6 protein-coding genes are annotated in these 16,835 nt (G+C 70.7%); 4 read left to right on the top strand and 2 right to left on the bottom strand.

Annotated features, from left to right (window positions below; genetic code table 11):
• Positions 1 to 672, bottom strand: a 672-nt coding sequence (locus PUR61_RS01645) for a histidine kinase dimerization/phosphoacceptor domain-containing protein (RefSeq protein WP_329874848.1), incomplete at its 3' end; no start/stop codon positions are given.
• 719 nt (positions 673 to 1,391) lie between these two features.
• Complete coding sequence (locus PUR61_RS01650) at positions 1,392 to 8,558, bottom strand: RHS repeat-associated core domain-containing protein (protein WP_329874850.1); 7,167 nt, start codon at positions 8,556 to 8,558, stop codon at positions 1,392 to 1,394.
• Between the two features lie 587 nt (positions 8,559 to 9,145).
• On the opposite strand from PUR61_RS01650, the gene PUR61_RS01655 reads away from it, so the two are divergent.
• The 4 genes from PUR61_RS01655 to PUR61_RS01670 form a co-directional block, all read left to right on the top strand.
• Positions 9,146 to 12,982, top strand: a complete 3,837-nt coding sequence (locus PUR61_RS01655) for a ricin-type beta-trefoil lectin domain protein (protein WP_329874852.1) — start codon at positions 9,146 to 9,148, stop codon at positions 12,980 to 12,982.
• A gap of 174 nt (positions 12,983 to 13,156) precedes the next feature.
• Positions 13,157 to 14,536, top strand: a complete 1,380-nt coding sequence (locus tag PUR61_RS01660; protein WP_329874854.1) for a DUF418 domain-containing protein — start codon at positions 13,157 to 13,159, stop codon at positions 14,534 to 14,536.
• A gap of 250 nt (positions 14,537 to 14,786) precedes the next feature.
• A complete protein-coding gene (locus tag PUR61_RS01665; protein WP_329874856.1) occupies positions 14,787 to 15,581 on the top strand; it encodes a metal-dependent hydrolase in 795 nt (264 codons plus the stop codon).
• Positions 15,582 to 15,852: 271 nt separating this feature from the next.
• Positions 15,853 to 16,835: heavy metal translocating P-type ATPase (locus PUR61_RS01670; protein ID WP_329874858.1), on the top strand; the 983-nt coding region annotated here is incomplete at its 3' end.

Here is a 16,835-nt window from a genome sequence, read left to right on the forward strand (position 1 = left end):
CTCCAGCGAGACGAGGGCCTCGCGCACGACCTCGGTGTCGCGGCCGAGGTTGGCCCGCGCGCCGCCGGCCATCAGCTGCATGGTGGTGATGTGGTGCGCCACGATGTCGTGCAGCTCCCGCGCGATGCGACGGCGCTCGTCCGCCACCGCGCGGTCCGCCAGCAGGGTCCGCTTGATCGCCATCTCGCGCTGCCAGCGGCCGACCGCGAGGGCCGAGCCGACGACCAGGGCGACCGCGACCGAGACACCACCGATGTCCATGACCGGCGGGGGCATCGTCCGCCCCAGGCCGACCAGCGGGATGACGATCGCGGCCAGGGCGCCGGGCACCGTCACGGAGACACGCCCGACGCGGGTGGCCTGGAACAGGGCGACCGCGACGGTGCTGTTGAAGTGGTGCGCCATCGGCGCGGTCAGGCTCTGCAGCAGGCTGACGGCCAGGACACACACCAGCACGACGGTCGGGCGGCGACGGTGGCCGAGCAGGGGGAGGCCTGCGACGACGGCGAGCAGCAGCCCCAGGGGGGTGACGGGCAAGCCCTCGGCGGCGCCGAGCGCGTAGCCGAGCAGGTCCATCGAGGTCGCCCCGACGGCGAGCAGCGCGTCGTTGCGCGTCCAGAGCGGGCCGTCCTCGCCCCGGGGGAGCGGAACGATCGGTCGGTACGTCGCCATGTGGTGCGGCCTTCCCTGCGGACGGCGCCCCCCGGGCCTTCACCGAGTGCGTGGCGACCGTCGTCGTCGGCGTCATCCTCCCACCGGCCCGAGCCGCTCCCGCAGCCCCCAGGTGCCATTCCCACCCGGGCCCCCGGTCCACCCCACCCCCCCACCTCGGTCCCCCACTCCCGCTGGGGTCGATCAGGGAGGGGCGCCCGGTATGGAAGATATGAGAGGCGTTTTTTCTTCACGGACGGACGACGCACTGCCCAGAGAGCGATGGAAACATGAATGTCAGTCCACCGAACTTGGCGGGTCCCATGAAATTCCCTCGCGCGTCAGTCGATCGGTTATCCAATCTCGGCCCATTGAATCGGCCACTTTCCATGCGTGGGTAAAAGGGCGTCGTCGGTGATAATTGTAGATTCGAATCATTCTGCGCAAGCCGCTACCGCGACTGAAAGCGTCAGGCATGGCGTGACAGAGGTCCGCGAGCCATGCGATGCAGGCTACGTAATCATCATTCGGCCAATATTCCATAGGTTTTGCGCGCCGCGCCATTGCTCTAATCTCAAGTATGGCGATATTTTTCAAGAACGAGCCTGCGTCCCAGTCGTCAAAGTGCCTCACGGGCGCTCTCCGTCCTTGTCCAGTGAATGCTATCCACATAGTAGGGGTTGAGCGTAGAGGATGCGCTCAGCCTCCTCTACGCTCAACCCCTGAGGTTAACTCGCTGGTCAGCCAGATCCTGGCCAGAGGTGGATGTAGATCGGCGTGTCAAGCGTGATCGCAGGGTGCCTTGAGCTTGTTGCGCGCCTGAGCAGCTCAGCCATTCTGTGATTTCCCTCGATCATGTAGTTGTCTTCCGCGTGGAATCGAAGGAGGCTCATTTCGCCATCAAGCGGCTGGGTCGTGCTCTTGAGGAGCTGCTCGTCTGTCATCGACCTTGCGAATCCGGCCTTCTGGGGATCCGACAGCCAATTTCCCTTGGCGTCGACATTGTCGTGCTTGATTCCGCGAAGATCGCCGACCGTCGCATTCGGCTGATGGGCTACCTCGGGCGACTTGGACTTACTCCCGAAAATTCGGGAGAAGAAGCCTCCACCGCCACCCTCGGGGCAGTTGTGGACGAGGACGGGGGTGGTGCCTGCGAGGACGTAGTAGGTGTGGAGGTCGCTGACGGTGAGGTTGTGGACCCGCTGTTGCTGGGTGTGGGAGCGGATGGTGCTGATCTGGACCCAGGTGCCGGCGGAGGTCTCCAGCCATTGGCCGGGTTGGAGTTTGTCGGCGGTGAGCCATTCGCGGGTCTGGGGGAGCCAGAAGGGGTGGTTGTCGGTGGCGGTGAGGGTTTGGGTCTTGGTGAGGTCGACGGTGTAGGTGGCGGCGGCCTTGACGCTGTCGTCGGCGGGCCGGGTGATCTGTGGGGTTGTTGTGGTGGTGGCGGGGTCGACGGTGATCTCGTAGAGGTTCTTGTCGCCTTCGCCGATGATGGTGGCGGTGACCTGCTTGGCTTCGACGCGTCCGGTGGCGGGGTCGGTGGCGAGGACGGTTTCGCCGGTGGTGATCTGGTCGATGGGCTTGGTGGTGCCGTCGGCCATCATCACCTGGGTGTCAGGGATGAAGCTGTTATCACAGTTCGGGGATCGCCGCCCGCCGGCGTTGCTGCTGCCGCCCTTGGGCTTGCTGCCGCTTCCGGCCGCCTTGCCGCCGCTGGCCTTGCTGCTTCCGCTGCTGGTGGCTTTGCCTCCGCCGGCTTTGCCGGCGCCCGGGGCGGGGCCGGCTTTGCCGCCGCTGCTGCCGGTGGCTCCGGCACGGGGGCGGGAGGGGGAGGAGGGGACGGATTTGCCGGCGCCGCGGGCGGCGCCGCTGCCGCGTTCGATGGCTTTGGCGGCGTCGGTGACGGTGTCGACGGCGTTGGCGACTTTGGAGGCGATGCGGGCGGCGGTGGCGGCGCTGCCGATGACGGGGACGACGGCGACGAGGGAGAGTGCGGCGTTCTTCCAGTCGCCTTCGGCGGCGTACCAGACGCCGTTGATGATGTCGCAGGCGTCGCCGATGACGGGGATCATGCCGGCCACGTCGAGGACGGTGTGGCCGATGTTGGAGATGGTGTTGTAGTTCTCCTTGACGACGTCGACGGTCTTGCTGACGGCGTTGGCGGCCTTCTTGACGATGCTGGAGCCCCACCACAGGCCGGTGGGGTCGGTGTAGGTGAGGGGGCTGTTGTTGGCGTAGAGGTAGCCCTGGAGCTGTTGGGGGTCGCTTGCGTCGATGACCGGGTCGACGGACAGGAAGCGTCCGTTCTTGGGGTCGTATTCGCGGGCGCCGAGGTGGGTGAGGCCGGTGGCCTTGTCCTGGGTGCCGCCGACGAAGCCCTTGTCGCCCTGCCATTGGCCGGGGGCGGGTTGGGTGCCGCGTTCCTCGCCGAAGGGTTTGAACGCGCGGCGGGTCGCGGTGAGTGTGGCGGCGTCGATCGCCGTCGTTCCCGTGCCGTGGTGGTCGGAGGCGACGTAGCTGAGCCGGCCGTCGGAGGTCCGCACGATGGTGGGGCCGCCGGCGGTGGGGTAGTAGCGGGTGCCGGTGACCTCGCCGGTGGTGGTGTTCAGACTCAGCTCGGTGCCGCCGAGGTAGAGGGTGGTGCGGCCGGGGTCGCGGCGCAGAAGGCGGTTGCCGTCGGCGTCGTAGACGTAGGTGGAGGTGCCGGTGCTGGTGGCGGCGGTGGCGAGGTGGCCGTCGGGGTCCCAGGTCATGGTCTGGGTGTTGCCGCCCTCGTCGGGGCGGGTGAGGGTGTTGCCGGTCTGGTCGTAGGTGTAGCCGGTGGTGACGGTCGGGCCGTTGCCGGTTTTGGTCTGGGTGGTGGTGGGGGCGTGGGGGCGGGGCTGGCCGGGGGCGGGGTAGGTGTGGGTGCTGGTGATGTCCTTGGTGGTGTCGCCGGTGGGGTCGTGGTCGGTGGTGGCGGTGCGGTTGCCCGTGACGTCGTAGGTGAACGACTGGCGGTAGGGTGCGGGGCCGCCGTTGGTGGCGGGGTTGGGTGTGGTGTTGGTGCAGCCGCCGATTCCGGGGACGGAGGGGCCGGGGCGGGTGGTGGTGGTGCCGGTGTCGGTCCACGCCTGGGTCAGGCGCTTGAGGTGGTCGTAGGTGAAGCACTGGGTGTCGGTCTGGCCGTCGTTGCGCCAGGTGGAGACGGAGGTGACGTCACCGGCGGGGGTGTAGGTGTAGTCGGTGATGTCGAGGGAGGTCTGGCCGTCCTCCTTGTCGAGGAAAGAGCGCAGGACGCGGCCGGTGCCGGGCTGGTAGGTGTGGGTGAGGGCGACCTGCTTGGGGACGTCTCCGTAGGTGATCCGCTGGAGCTGGCCGAGCTCGTCGTAGTTGGTGAAGTTGACGTAGTCGTCGAGGCCGCCGAGGGAGACCGGCAGGCCGTTGGGGTTGCGGCCGGTGTTGATGGTCTCGGCCGGGAGGCCGCCGACCTCGGGCAGGTCCGTCTGGAACGGCAGGCCGGAGATCGCGTCGTAGTAGGTGTTGGAGGTGTAGGTGCCGGTCAGGGCGCCTTCGCCGTCGGGGACGGTGACCTTGGTGGCGACCGGGTTGTAGGCGGTGTCGTACTCGGTGACCTCCTGGCGGTAGGCCTTGCCGGCGGACCAGCTGGTGGCGGCGGTGGGCAGGCCGGGCAGGAGGGTGTCGTACTCGTAGGTGGCCAGCGGGGTGCCGGCGGTGCTGCCGAGGTTGCGTGACAGCGGCCGGCCGAGGATGTCGTAGCTGACCGCGACCGTGACACCGCGGGCGTCGGTCGTGGAGACGGGGCGGTCGGCGGCGTCGTAGACCGTGGTGATGACGCCCTTGTCGGGGTCCTCGGAACGGGTCTGGCGGCCGTGGACGTCGTAGCCGTACTTCCAGGCGTTGCCGGCGGCGTCGGTGACCTGGCCGAGTTTGCCCTCGACGTCGTAGGTGTACTTCGTCGCGTCGTAGGCGCCCTGCGGGGTGGCGCCGTGGTACTGGCGCAGTTCGGTCGAGCGTCCGCGGGCGTCGACGAGGCTCGTGGTGGCGGTGCCGCCCTGGGGCGGGGTGGCGTCGGTGCGCTCCACGCCCGGGTAGGAGACGGTGGAGCGCCACTGCTCGATGGCCTTGGAGGAGAACGTCTGGACCACGGGGCGGCCCAGGCCGTCGTAGAACGCGGCGCTCTGGCCGGGGATCTCGTTGTCGTTGGCGACGAACCGGGTGGTGCCGGGCTCGCCGGTGCGGTTGATGTAGGGCTGGTTGGTCTTCACCACCTGGCCGTGGCTGTCGTAGAACGTGTCGCTGACGATGCGGGCGCCCGCGGCGTTGTTCGCGGGTGTGGACTGCGTCTGGATCTGCTCGCCGAAGGCGTTGAGGATGACGACGCCGACGGTGTAGTCCCTGCCGCTCTCGCGCAGGTACTTGGTGGTGACGGAGGTGGTGCCGGTGCCGGTGAGCCGGTACTCGACCAGGGTGTCGGCGAGGTCGGTGCCGGGGGTGCGGCCGGGTTGCCAGGTGGCGGTGGTGCGGCCGAGGGCGTCGACGTTCTGCTGGGAGGTGCGGCCGTTGTGGTCGACGGACTTGACCGGCACTTCGCGGGTGGGGTGGAAGGTGGTGGTGCTGGTCCAGCCCTTGGCGTTGGTGACCTTGACGGTGGTGGGCTGGACGCCCGCGGCCGGTTCGTAGGCGGTGGTCGTCGTCGCCCCGGCGGAGTCGGTGCTGGTGGTGACCCGGCCGTAGGCGTCGTAGCCCACGGTGGAGACCAGCGAGAACACCGGCTGGCCGCCGGAGAACCCGTCGAGTTCCTCGGTGCGGGTCACCGCGCCCGGGCCGTTGAGGACCCCGAACGCCTGGCCGTCGAAGAACGCCCGGCTACGGCCCAGCGTGCTCGCCTCGGACGCGACGAGGTCCGAGCCGCTGACCGTGGCGCAGCCGTCCTTGGTCTGGACGGTTTCGGCGACGCGGTCGAGTGTCCAGGTGGTGGTGTTGCGGGCGTATCGGGTGGAGGCGCACAGGTCGGGCAGGCCGTCGGCGCGGTCGACGACCTTGACGGGCATGCCGTGGGTGTCGAACGTCGCGGTCTTGGATGTGGATTGCCACGTGCCGTCGGAGCGCAGGGCGGTGTCCTTGCCGGAGCCGTTGCGCAGCATCTGTGCGGTCAGGGCGGGCAGGGCGGTGCCGCGGTTGTGGGTGGCGGTGGCGGTGGACAGCCAGGGGTCGGACTTGGAGACCGCGATCAGGGCGCCACCGTCGGAGGCGTAGGTCTGGCGTTCGCGCAGCGAACCCGCGAGCGGGTTGGCGTCCTTGACGCTCGCACCGCCGATGTCGGAGTACGTGACGGAACGCTTGCTGCCGTCGGCCTTGACGTCACCGTCCATGCCGCGCAGGTAGTACGCGACGGCCTTGCCGATCGGATCCGGCGCGACACCGCTACGCGTGATCACCTGCTCGTAGCCGCGGAACTGGTTCCACGTCCGGCGGTCGGTCTCGGTGTACTCGTCGTCGTCGCGGTGCCAGGCGGCCGGGCCGACGTATTCGTAGGTGGTGGTGCGCACGGGTGAGCCGCCGAACGGGTCCCGTTCGTTGACCTGGGAGACCACGTACTTGTGGAACCAGTCCAGGGTCGGGGGCAGCGGGCTCTTGTCGTCGGCGTTCCAGTACACCGGGTAGCAGCGCTTGCCGTTGGTGTCCTGGGCGGTGGGGAGGGCGCCGGGTGCGCAGTCGGCGTCGGCGTAGACGGCTTCGGTGGTCTTGCCGGTCTCCGCGGTCACGCCGATGACGCGCCGCCGGTTGAGGGGGGGCTTGTTGTCGCTGCCGGAGTCGACGCGGTTGTTGAGGAACTTGCCGGTGAAGGTGATGGCCGGCTGGTCGATCCGGTTGGCGCCGTCGTGGCCCGAGTGGGTGATCGAGTTCAGCCACAGGGCCGGGGCGGTGTGGTCCTTCGGGTCCGGGTACTCGTGCGCCAGCACGTAGGAGTCGACGTCGGCGTAGGAGCCGCCGTTGAGGACCTGGGTGGTGATCTTCGTCAGGCGTTTGGTGGACCAGAACGTGGCCTGGTAGTTCTCGCAGGTGCCGGTGGCGGTGCAGTTCTGGTCGAACGGGACGTCCGGCCACTTGCCCGCGTTGGCGGTGTTCAGCTTGTTCGGCGCGCAGTCGAACGAGGCGTCGGGCAGGCAGCGTTCCGTGACGTCGAACACGACCTGCCCGGTGGGCTTCACGCTGTCGGTGTCGGTGAGCTTGGAGCCGTAGGTGATCCGGGCGAGGTTGCCGCCGCGCACGTACGCGGTCCGGGTCCCGGACGGGTTCTGCGCGGAGACGCCCCGCTGGTAGTGGTTGGTCTCCTTGTCGTACCAGTGGGAGATCAGGCCGCCGCGCGGGTCGACGACGAAGTCGAGCATCCACCGCCACGCCTGGTCGCACCAGGACGCCTCGAACGTCGGCTTGTTGCAGTCCTCGCCCGCGTTGTTGCCGTAGACGGGTGTCGTCCAGGCGGAGTTGGAGGCCGGGGCGCCCACCCCTGCGCCGGGCTTGCGGCCCAGGCCGAAGTAGTACTGGGTGCCGTCGGTGGTGGTGACCTTCCAGTGCTCGCCGTTGTTGTCGCCGTTGGTGGCGCCGGTCAGCAGCTCGACGCGGGAGGCGTCGTCGCCCTCCAGCCGCCAGGTGCCGGTGGCGTCGTCGCGCACCAGGGTCGAGGAGCGGCCGTTCAGCGAGATGGTGGCGTTCCAGCCCGCCAGGCACTGCTCGCCCGATCCGGTCTGGCCGTCCTTCGCGCAGGGCTTGAAGCGCCGCTCGACGAAGCCGGGCGTGTACTCCCAGCCCTCACCGATCCACGACGACTGGTTGTTCGTCGCCGCGGTCCGGCCGTCGACCGACTGCGAGCTGTAGGACAGGGACACGTTCGGCTTCGAGCCGCCCAGGCCCTCCGGTACCGCGATCGGGTAGGACCAGTTGAAGCCGCCGGTGTTCCCACCGACGCTCCACGTCCCCGACGGCGCCAGACCGGTCGCCGCGAACGTCCCCGCCGAACCACCCGGAGCGGCCGACGCGGCCAGGACCGTGCCACCCGACGGGGCGGCCGACAGGGACCGGGCACCGAGCTCCGCCGCCGCCGGGACCGCCTGTGCGGACCCGCCCGCGAGCTCCACGTCGGTGCTCAGCAGACCGGGCCGAGCTGCGGTGCGGCGCGTCTCCACGGGCGTCTGGGTGCGGCACTCGGCCCGCTCGGGCGTGGTGAGCGCACACTCGGGCAGCGCCACCAGACGCGCCCGGGACAGCCAGTCACCACCGAACGCACCCTCGATCGAGGACACGTCCACGTCCACCTTGACGGGGGAGCCCGTACTGCCGCCGGCCGTCGGACGCACCGCCAGCAGCAGGCCGTTGACGCCCGCCTTCTCGGCGGCGGGCCGGTCGGCGACCGTGACCCGGACCTTGTGCGAGGCGGGCGTCGCCCGCTCGCTGCGCAGGGCCTCCGGCGCGGCGGCGACGGCCGCCACGGCGGGCGAGCTCACCCACACCGGTGCGGTACCCGCCTGGCCACCGGCCGGCACGGCCGCCGGGGCGGCGGCGAAGGCGGACTCCTTGAGGCTCTTCGGGGTCGCGGTCTTGGGCGCGAGGTCGACCTCGGCGTCCACCGCCCCCGGCCACGCCACCGCACCGGCCTTCCAGGCCGGTGCGCCGTCGCCCTTGAGCGGGACGGCCTTGACCGGGGCGGCGTTCTTGCCGCCGACCGCCGGGGTCCGGTCGAGGTCGCGGGGCGACCATTGGGTGGGATTGCGGGGCTTCCACGCCGCCGCGTGCGCAGGTCCCACGCCGGCCAGCATCGACAGCACGAGGACCGCGGCGGTGGTCAGCCGCCGTCTCCCTCGTGACCGCCGTTTGGCGTGGAATCCGTCCGGTGATACCGACACGACTTGCCTCCTGGCATGCCGAAGCAGACCTTCCGTCGGAAGGCCTGCTGAACAGGGATTTTCGCGCGGAGCCTAACGTCCGTTCGCGAACCTGGTCCATCGGTGTCCGGAGCCCCGGCCGGGATACAACGAACGGGGGGGAATCGATGATCACTCCCGACCTTACGCAGCGTGCGAAGAGAGGGGGTGTTTTGCCCTTCTTTACCGTACAAATCTCCTGATGCACCCTCACCGATCGTGGGCGTCCCGCCGCTCCGACCAGGGCTTTGACTACGGAGAGCTCGCAGTTGTGAGGTGCCTCACAGCGCGGAAGACCATCCGTCAGAAAAGACGTCGTGCGCGGATGTTAGGTTCCCGTTCGCCGATATCCGCACGGCAATCCACCAGCTGACGAGAGGTTTCCTCTTATGGGGTCGATATCCCCCCATCGCAGTCGTCGACGCAGATCCATGCTGGCCGCATCGGTCGGCATCGTACTGACTGTTGGCATGCTCAGTTCTACCGCCCCCGCCCTTGCCGCCGAGGGGAATTCCCCGGTTTCCCCGGTTTCCCCGGTTTCTCCGGTCGTCGAGGCGCAGGCCCCGGCGGTGCCGGGTACGGCCGCCGAGGCCGCGCAGCGGGCCGCCGAGGCCGCCGCGCTGGCCGAGGCCCGGCGCAGCGGCAAGCCGGTCGAGATCGCGGTGCTGACCACCGAGACCGACACGGTGGTCGCTAACCCGAACGGCACGCTGGGTCTGCGGCGTACCGTGGCCCCGGCGCGGGCCAAGCGGGACGGGGTCTGGAAGGACCTCGACGCGACGCTCGCCCGGGCGTCCGACGGCACCCTGCGGCCGAGGGTGACGAGCAATCAGCTGACGTTCTCGGGTGGTGGGTCCGGACCTCTCGCCACTCTCGACCAGGACGGCCGCAAGCTCGCCCTGAGCTGGCCGGGTGCGCTGCCGGCGCCCACCCTGGACGGCGAGAGCGCCACCTATGCCGAGGTCGCGCCCGGCGTCGACCTGAAGCTCACGGCGAACCAGGCCGGCGGGTTCGCGCAGGTCCTGGTGGTCAAGACCCCGGCCGCCGCGCAGGATCCGAAGGTGAAGGCCATCGCGCTCGGTCTGAAGACCGAGGGCGTCTCGGTGAGCGCCGACGCGGGCGGCAACCTCAACGCCACCGACGCCGACGGCCGCGTCGTCTTCCGCGCCCCCGCTCCCACCATGTGGGACTCCAGCACGACCGCCGCCCCGGCCGCGCCTGCGAGCGCGAGCGCGAAGTCCGGTGCCCGCGCGGCCCGTTCCGCCGCGGACGCCCCGGCAGCCGCCCCCGCCGCCGACTCCGAGGGCCTGAAGGTCCACTCGGACGCGGACGGCCCCGGCCTCGGCGCCAACGTCTCGCAGCTGTCGGCCACGCCCGCCGGCACCTCGCTGACGGTCACGCCCGACAGCGCCTTCCTGGACGCCCCGACGACGACCTACCCGGTCTACATCGACCCGACGTGGACGCCCACCAACCGGGGCACGCAGAACTGGACCTGGGTCCAGGAGGCGTACCCGACGGTCACGCACTACAACGACTACGGCAACGCGTACGACCCGGGGGTCGGCTACCAGCAGTGGCAGACCAAAAAGGGGCTGGAGCGCTACTACATCCAGCTCGACGCCGGTGACCTCGGTGACAAGGTCATCCGGAAGGCCGCCCTGGTGGCCACGCAGTCGTACGCCGCGGCGAACAACTGCGCGTCCACCTACGGCGTCACGCTGCACCCCACGCACCCCATCGACGGCAGCACCTCCTGGAACAACCAGCCCTGGGACTGGGGTTCGCTCGGCACGGCCACGCTGAACAGCGCGGGCGGCGACGGCTGCCCGGGCGCCACCACGACCGGCGAGTGGGACGTCCGCCAGCACCTGAGCGACAACAACTGGCGCGGTCTGCTGTCGTTCGGCCTGTTCGCGGCCGACGAGTCCAAGCGGGACGGCAACAACGGCAACATCAGCTTCAAGCGTTTCACCCGCACGCCGGCCAAGCTGCCGTACCTGTACGTCGAGTACAACCGCGCCCCGTACGCACCGTGGAGCCTGGGGATGAGCCCGGCCCCGCAGAACCCGAACGGCAACGGCTGCGGCTGGATCGGCGCGACCAACGCCGCCACCGGCATCCGCCTGTCCGCCTGGGTCGGCGACCCGGACAGCAACCAGATCGACGCCCGCTTCGAGGTCCGCGACCTCGGCACCGCCGACGAGCCGGTGGCCTGGGACAGCGGCTGGGGCAACCTCGGCAACAGCAACCACGAGGCCGCCGTCACGCCCGGCAACCTCCAGGACGGCCACACCTACTACTGGCGCGTGCAGACCGGTGACGGCGAGCTCCCCTCCGGCTGGTCGGCCGGCTGCCAGTTCAGCCTGGACCTCACCCCGCCCGCCGTGCCGACCGTCACGTCCGCGGACTACCCGGCGTCCGGCACCCTGCCCGGCTCGACCAAGCACATCGGCGAGGCCGGCGCGTTCACCCTCGACGCGACGGACAACGCCAGCGGGGTGCTCTACTACGAGTACGCCTTCAACTCGGCCATCCCCGTGGGCGGCGCCAACCGGGTCGACGCCTCCGGCAACGGCTCCGCGGTCATCAACCTCACTCCCACCATGTGGGGCACCAACCTGCTCCGGGTGCAGGCCGTGGACCGCGCGGGCAACCGCTCGCAGGAGAACACCTACAGCTTCTTCGCCCCGTCCGACCCGAACGCCAAGACCGTCCTCGGTGACATCACCAACGACGCGCAGGTGGACCTCGTCCTCCCGGACAACAACGGCAACCTGATGCTGTACCCGGCCGGTGTCGAGCCGAGCTTCGGCGGGCCGATGGCCTCCGACAAGGCCAACAGCCCGGGCGGCAGGGGCTGGGACAAGGCGCTGGTCACCCACCGCGGCGGAAACGGCATCCGGATCGACGACCTGATCGTCTACGCCGACTCCACCCTGTACTCCTACCGCAACTCGCTCTGGGCGAGCAGCCTGCAGTCCGAGGGCAACCTCTACTTCAGCAGCAGGAACGCCGTCCTCTCGCGGCGTCCGATGGCCTGCAGCACGATCGGCGTCCCCGGTGCCAGCTGCGTCGGCTACCACAAGACCGACTGGAGCCGGGTCAAGGGACTCCTGGCGATCGGTGACATCGACACCGTCGGCATCCCCGACCCGACCGCGGACAAGCGCCGCTACGACCTCCTCACCCAGGAGGACGACGGCGCAGGCCACGTCGGGCTCTGGCTCTTCCGCAGCTCCTCCGCGACCGGCGTCTACGCCTCGGGGACGCCGCTGAGCACCGCCGACTGGTCGAACCGCACGCTGATCGCCCCCGGCGACGCCACCGGCGACGGTCTGATCGACCTCTGGGTGCGGGAGAACGGCACCGGCAACATCTACCAGTACCCGAGCCGCAAGCTCCCCGACGGCAAGCCCGACATCACCGCGCTCGTCGACGACAGCACGCGGACGCTGATCGGTCACGCCTCGGCGGCGGACTTCCCCAAGCTGACCTCCTCCGGTGACGTCAGCGGCGACGGTGTCCCCGACCTGTGGACGCGCGACACCAGCGGGGTCCTCAACGTCTGGAGCGGCATCACCTCCACCGGCAAGGCCGACGCCCCGGTGACCGGCTTCCTCTCCGCGGCGGCGCTCGGCTACCCCGGCGGCACCATCAGCTTCCACGCCGGTGCCAACACCAACAAGTGCATGGACGCCAACGGCAGCGCGGACGGCAGCCGGCTCCAGCTGTACAACTGCTGGAACGGTGACAACCAGCACTTCACCTTCCGTACGGACGGCACCCTGCGCACTCTCGACAAGTGCGTGACCGCCGACAACACCTACAACGGCGCCTCCGTCAACCTGCGCACCTGCGTGCCGGACGCGCCCGGACAGAAGTGGACGCTGCGTCAGGACAACACCCTGTACAACCCTGACTCCGGGCGCTGCATCGACGACATGACGGCCGGCGGCAGTGACGGCGTCCAGCTGTGGCTGTGGAACTGCCACTCCTACAGCAACCAGAAGTGGATCAGCACCGCCAACCGGCCGGTCAACCTCCACTCCGGTGCGAACAACAGCAAGTGCATGGATGCCAACGGCCCGGACGAGGGCTCGCAGATCCAGCTGTACGACTGCTGGAACGGCCTCAACCAGCGCTACGACCTGCGGACGGACAAGACCGTCCGGGTCTACGAGAAGTGCGTGACGGCCGACGGCGCCGCCAACGGGAGCCCGGTGACGGTGCGCAGCTGCACCGGCGCGGACAACCAGAAGTGGGAGCTCCGGGGCGACGGCACCCTGTACAACCCGGTCTCCGACCGCTGCGTCGACGACATGACCGCGGGCGGCCAGAACATGGTTCCGCTCTGGATGTGGAGCTGCCACTCCTTCGCGAACCAGCGCTGGACCACTGCCTGACCGATCACCCTCCGGCCCCGGTCCGAGTCCTCCCGCTTCGGCGGGAGGTTCTCGGGCCGGGGCCCTTCGCGTTCTGCGGCCGCCTCCCTCCGTCCCGGTCGAGCTTGCTCGATCGATCCTGTAACGTTCATTCCCGGGACGAGCGTTTTGAAAGCAATAGATCGGAGGGGGATCATGGGACACCACGGAGGCGGCACCGGTGGCCGCGCGGTGCGGACGGAGGCAGGCGCCCGCGAGAAGCGCGGGCGGAGGGGGAAGCCGGAGCAGGACGGTACGGAGGGTGCGGAGGGTGCGAAGGCCGGCCGGGCCGCACCGGCCCGGCTGGCCGACGTCGACGCACTGCGCGGTTTCGCGCTGTTCGGCATCCTGACCGTCAACATCACCTACCTGGCGTCCGCCTACCACGGCACCGGCGTGGAGGAGCCCGGGTTCGGCTCGCCGCTCGACACCGGTGTCCGGCTGCTGGTGGCGCTGCTGTTCGAGGCCAAGTTCTTCCTGCTGTTCTCGTTCCTCTTCGGCTACAGCTTCACCCTCCAGCTCGACTCCGCCGAACGGCGCGGCGTCCGCTTCACCCCGCGCTTCCTGCGGCGGCTGGCCGGGCTGTTCGTGCTCGGGGTGCTGCACGCGGTGGTGCTGTTCCCGGGCGACATCCTCACCACCTACGCCGTGCTCGGGCTGATCCTGCTCGCCCTGCGCCGGCTCCGGCCGAGGACCGCGGTGCGGACGGCGGTCGTCCTGTTCGCCGTCACCTCGGCCGCGTACCTGCTGCTCGCCGTGGCCCTGCGGGGCGCCGACGGGGGTGACCGGGCGGTGCTGGCGGCCGACGCGCAGCACGCCACCGAGGCGCTGCGCGGCGGGTTCGGCTCGGTGGTCGGGGCCCACCTCGACCAGCTGCCGGACGTCCTCTTCCTGCTGGCCTTCTTCCAGGCCCCGGCCGCGCTCGCGGCCTTCCTGCTCGGGCTCGCCGCCGGCCGGCTGCGGGCGCTGGCCGAACCCGGCCGGCACGACCGGACGCTCCGTCGGCTCCAGGTCTGGGGGTTCCCGCTCGGGTTGCTCGGCGCCGCGGTGTACACCTACTCGGCCCTCCGGAACCCCGGTGCCTCCTTCCAGGTGTTCGCGCTCGGGGTGGACGTGATCACCGCGCCGCTGCTGGCCGCCGCCTATGCGGCGACCGTGCTGCGGATCGCCCGGGGCCGCCACGGCCGGCGGATGGTGGCGGCGCTCGCGCCGCCCGGCCGGATGACGCTGACCAACTACCTGACGCAGTCGCTGGTCTGCGTCCTCCTCTTCACCGGTGTCGGTGTCGGGCTGATCGGCCGGGTCCCGCCGTCGGGTGTCGCGCTGATCGGCGTCGCGCTGTTCGCGGCCCAGGCGGTGTTCTGCCGCTGGTGGCTGGCCCGCCACCCGTACGGGCCGGTGGAGTGGCTGCTGCGCGCGGTCACCACGCTCTCCCGGCCGCGCTGGCGCGGGTCGGCGGGCGCGGCGGACACGGCCACAGCGGGCGCGGCGGGGGCCGTGACCGGGCCGACGGGGGGACCGGGAGTCGCCGGCTGAGGTCGAGCGCCCCCGCGCGGGGGCGCTCCGGCGTCCGCGACCCGCCCGGGCATCGAGGGCGCCCGCCGGGGTGACCGGCCGTCACGTCCCCGCGCCCGGCAGTCCGGTTCCGCCCGGACGGTCCGGGGGCGGGGCGCCCGTGCCGCCCGCGACCGGGTGGTTCCGATCATGAACGACTAAGCTGCCGCCCCGTCAAGCCCTCGCGAAGCCCTCGCGACGGGCGGTTCGGAACGAGGGCGGGAGCCAGAAGATGATGGGACCGGCGCATTCGCTGTCGGGGGCGGCGGCGTGGTTGGGCGCGGGAGCGATCGCGACGGGGCTCGGTGAGCCGATGCCGTGGCCCGTGCTCCTCGCGGGCACGCTGATCTGTGCGGGCGCCGCGCTGGCGCCGGACCTCGACCACAAGGCGGCGACCATATCCCGGGCGTTCGGCCCGGTGTCGCGGGTCCTCTGCGAGGTGATCGACAAGCTCTCGTACGCGGTCTACAAGTCGACCCGCAGCCGGCACGACCCGCGCCGCACCGGTGGCCACCGGACGCTGACCCACACCTGGCTCTGGGCGGTGCTCTGCGGGGCGGGCGCGTCCGCCGCCGCCGTCTACGGCGGCCGGTGGGGAGTGCTGGCGGTGCTCTTCGTGCACATGGTGCTGGCGATCGAGGGCCTGCTGTGGCGGCACGCCCGGGTCTCCAGCGACGTCCTGGTCTGGCTGCTGGGCGCGACCAGCGCGTGGATGCTGACGTACGTGCTCGACAAGCCGGGCAACGGCTCGCTCTGGCTGTTCGACCAGCCGGGGCAGGAGTACCTGTGGATCGGCCTGCCGATCACCCTCGGCGCGCTCGTGCACTGCCTCGGTGACGCGCTGACCGTGTCGGGCTGCCCGGTGCTCTGGCCGATACCGATAGGGCGCAAGCGCTGGTACCCGCTCGGTCCGCCGAAGGGGATGCGGTTCCGGGCCGGCAGTTGGGTGGAGCTCAAGGTGCTGATGCCGGTCTTCATGGGCGCGGGCGGTCTCTGCGCGGTCGGGGCGCTGGGCTACTTCAGCTGATCCCGCACGACCTGTGAGCCCCGGGCCGGGGGTGTCTCCGGCCCGGGGCTCCGTCGTGTCCGGTTCCCGGCCTGTCCGTGGTACCCCCAGGGGGTAGTCCTCATCACGGGTCGAAAGCTTGCCCGAGATACCCCCTGGGGGTATAAAAGAACTGCGGGCGACGTCGCCATGGTGGATACCCCCCAGGTGTATCCACCGCGTCGCCGCCCGACCGCCGCCCGCCACCACGGCCGACGGTCGCCACCCCGCTCGACGACCACGAGGAGCCCAGATGACCACCCAGGCCCCCGCCTCCACCGAGGTGGAACTCCTGATCGGCGGCATGACCTGTGCCTCGTGCGCCGCCAGGATCGAGAAGAAGCTCAACCGGATGGACGGCGTCACCGCCACCGTCAACTACGCCACCGAGAAGGCCAGGATCACCGTGGCGAGCGAGGGCTCCGGCTCCGGTGCGGGTGCCGCGACCGGGGTCGCCGACCTGATCGCGACCGTCGAGGCCACCGGCTACACCGCCGCCCTGTCCCGGCCCGCCGCCGCGCCGCAGACCGCCGGGCCGACCGGCGGACCCAGCGGGCCGGTGGGGTCGGCCGACGAACTCGAACCGCTGCGGCAGCGCCTGATCACCGCGCTGGTGCTGGCCGTCCCGGTGATCGCGATGGCGATGGTCCCGGCCCTCCAGTTCGACAACTGGCAGTGGCTCTCGCTGACCCTCGCCGCCCCCGTCGTCACCTACGCCGCCTGGCCCTTCCACCGGGCCGCCTGGACGAACGCCCGCCACGGCGCCGCCACCATGGACACCCTGGTCTCGCTCGGCACCGGTGCCGCGTTCCTCTGGTCGCTCTGGGCCCTGTTCTTCGGGCACGCGGGGATGCCCGGGATGCGGCACGGCTTCGAGTTCACCGTCGCCCGCAGCGACGGCTCCTCGAACATCTACCTGGAGGCCGCCGCCGGGGTGACCGCGTTCATCCTGGCCGGCCGCTACTTCGAGGCGCGGTCCAAGCGCACCGCCGGAGCCGCGCTCAAGGCGCTGCTGGAGCTGGGGGCCAAGGACGTCACCGTGCTGCGCGACGGCGCCGAGGTCCGCGTCCCGACCGCCGAGCTGACGGCCGGCGAGCGCTTCGTGGTCCGCCCGGGCGAGAAGATCGCCACCGACGGGGTGGTGGTCGAGGGCGCCTCCGCCGTGGACGCCTCGATGCTGACCGGCGAGTCGGTTCCGGTCGAGGTCGCGGTCGGCGACGCCGTCACCGGCGCCAC

It is taken from the genome of Streptomyces sp. BE20 (genome assembly GCF_036322525.1).
Lineage (GTDB): Bacteria > Actinomycetota > Actinomycetes > Streptomycetales > Streptomycetaceae > Kitasatospora.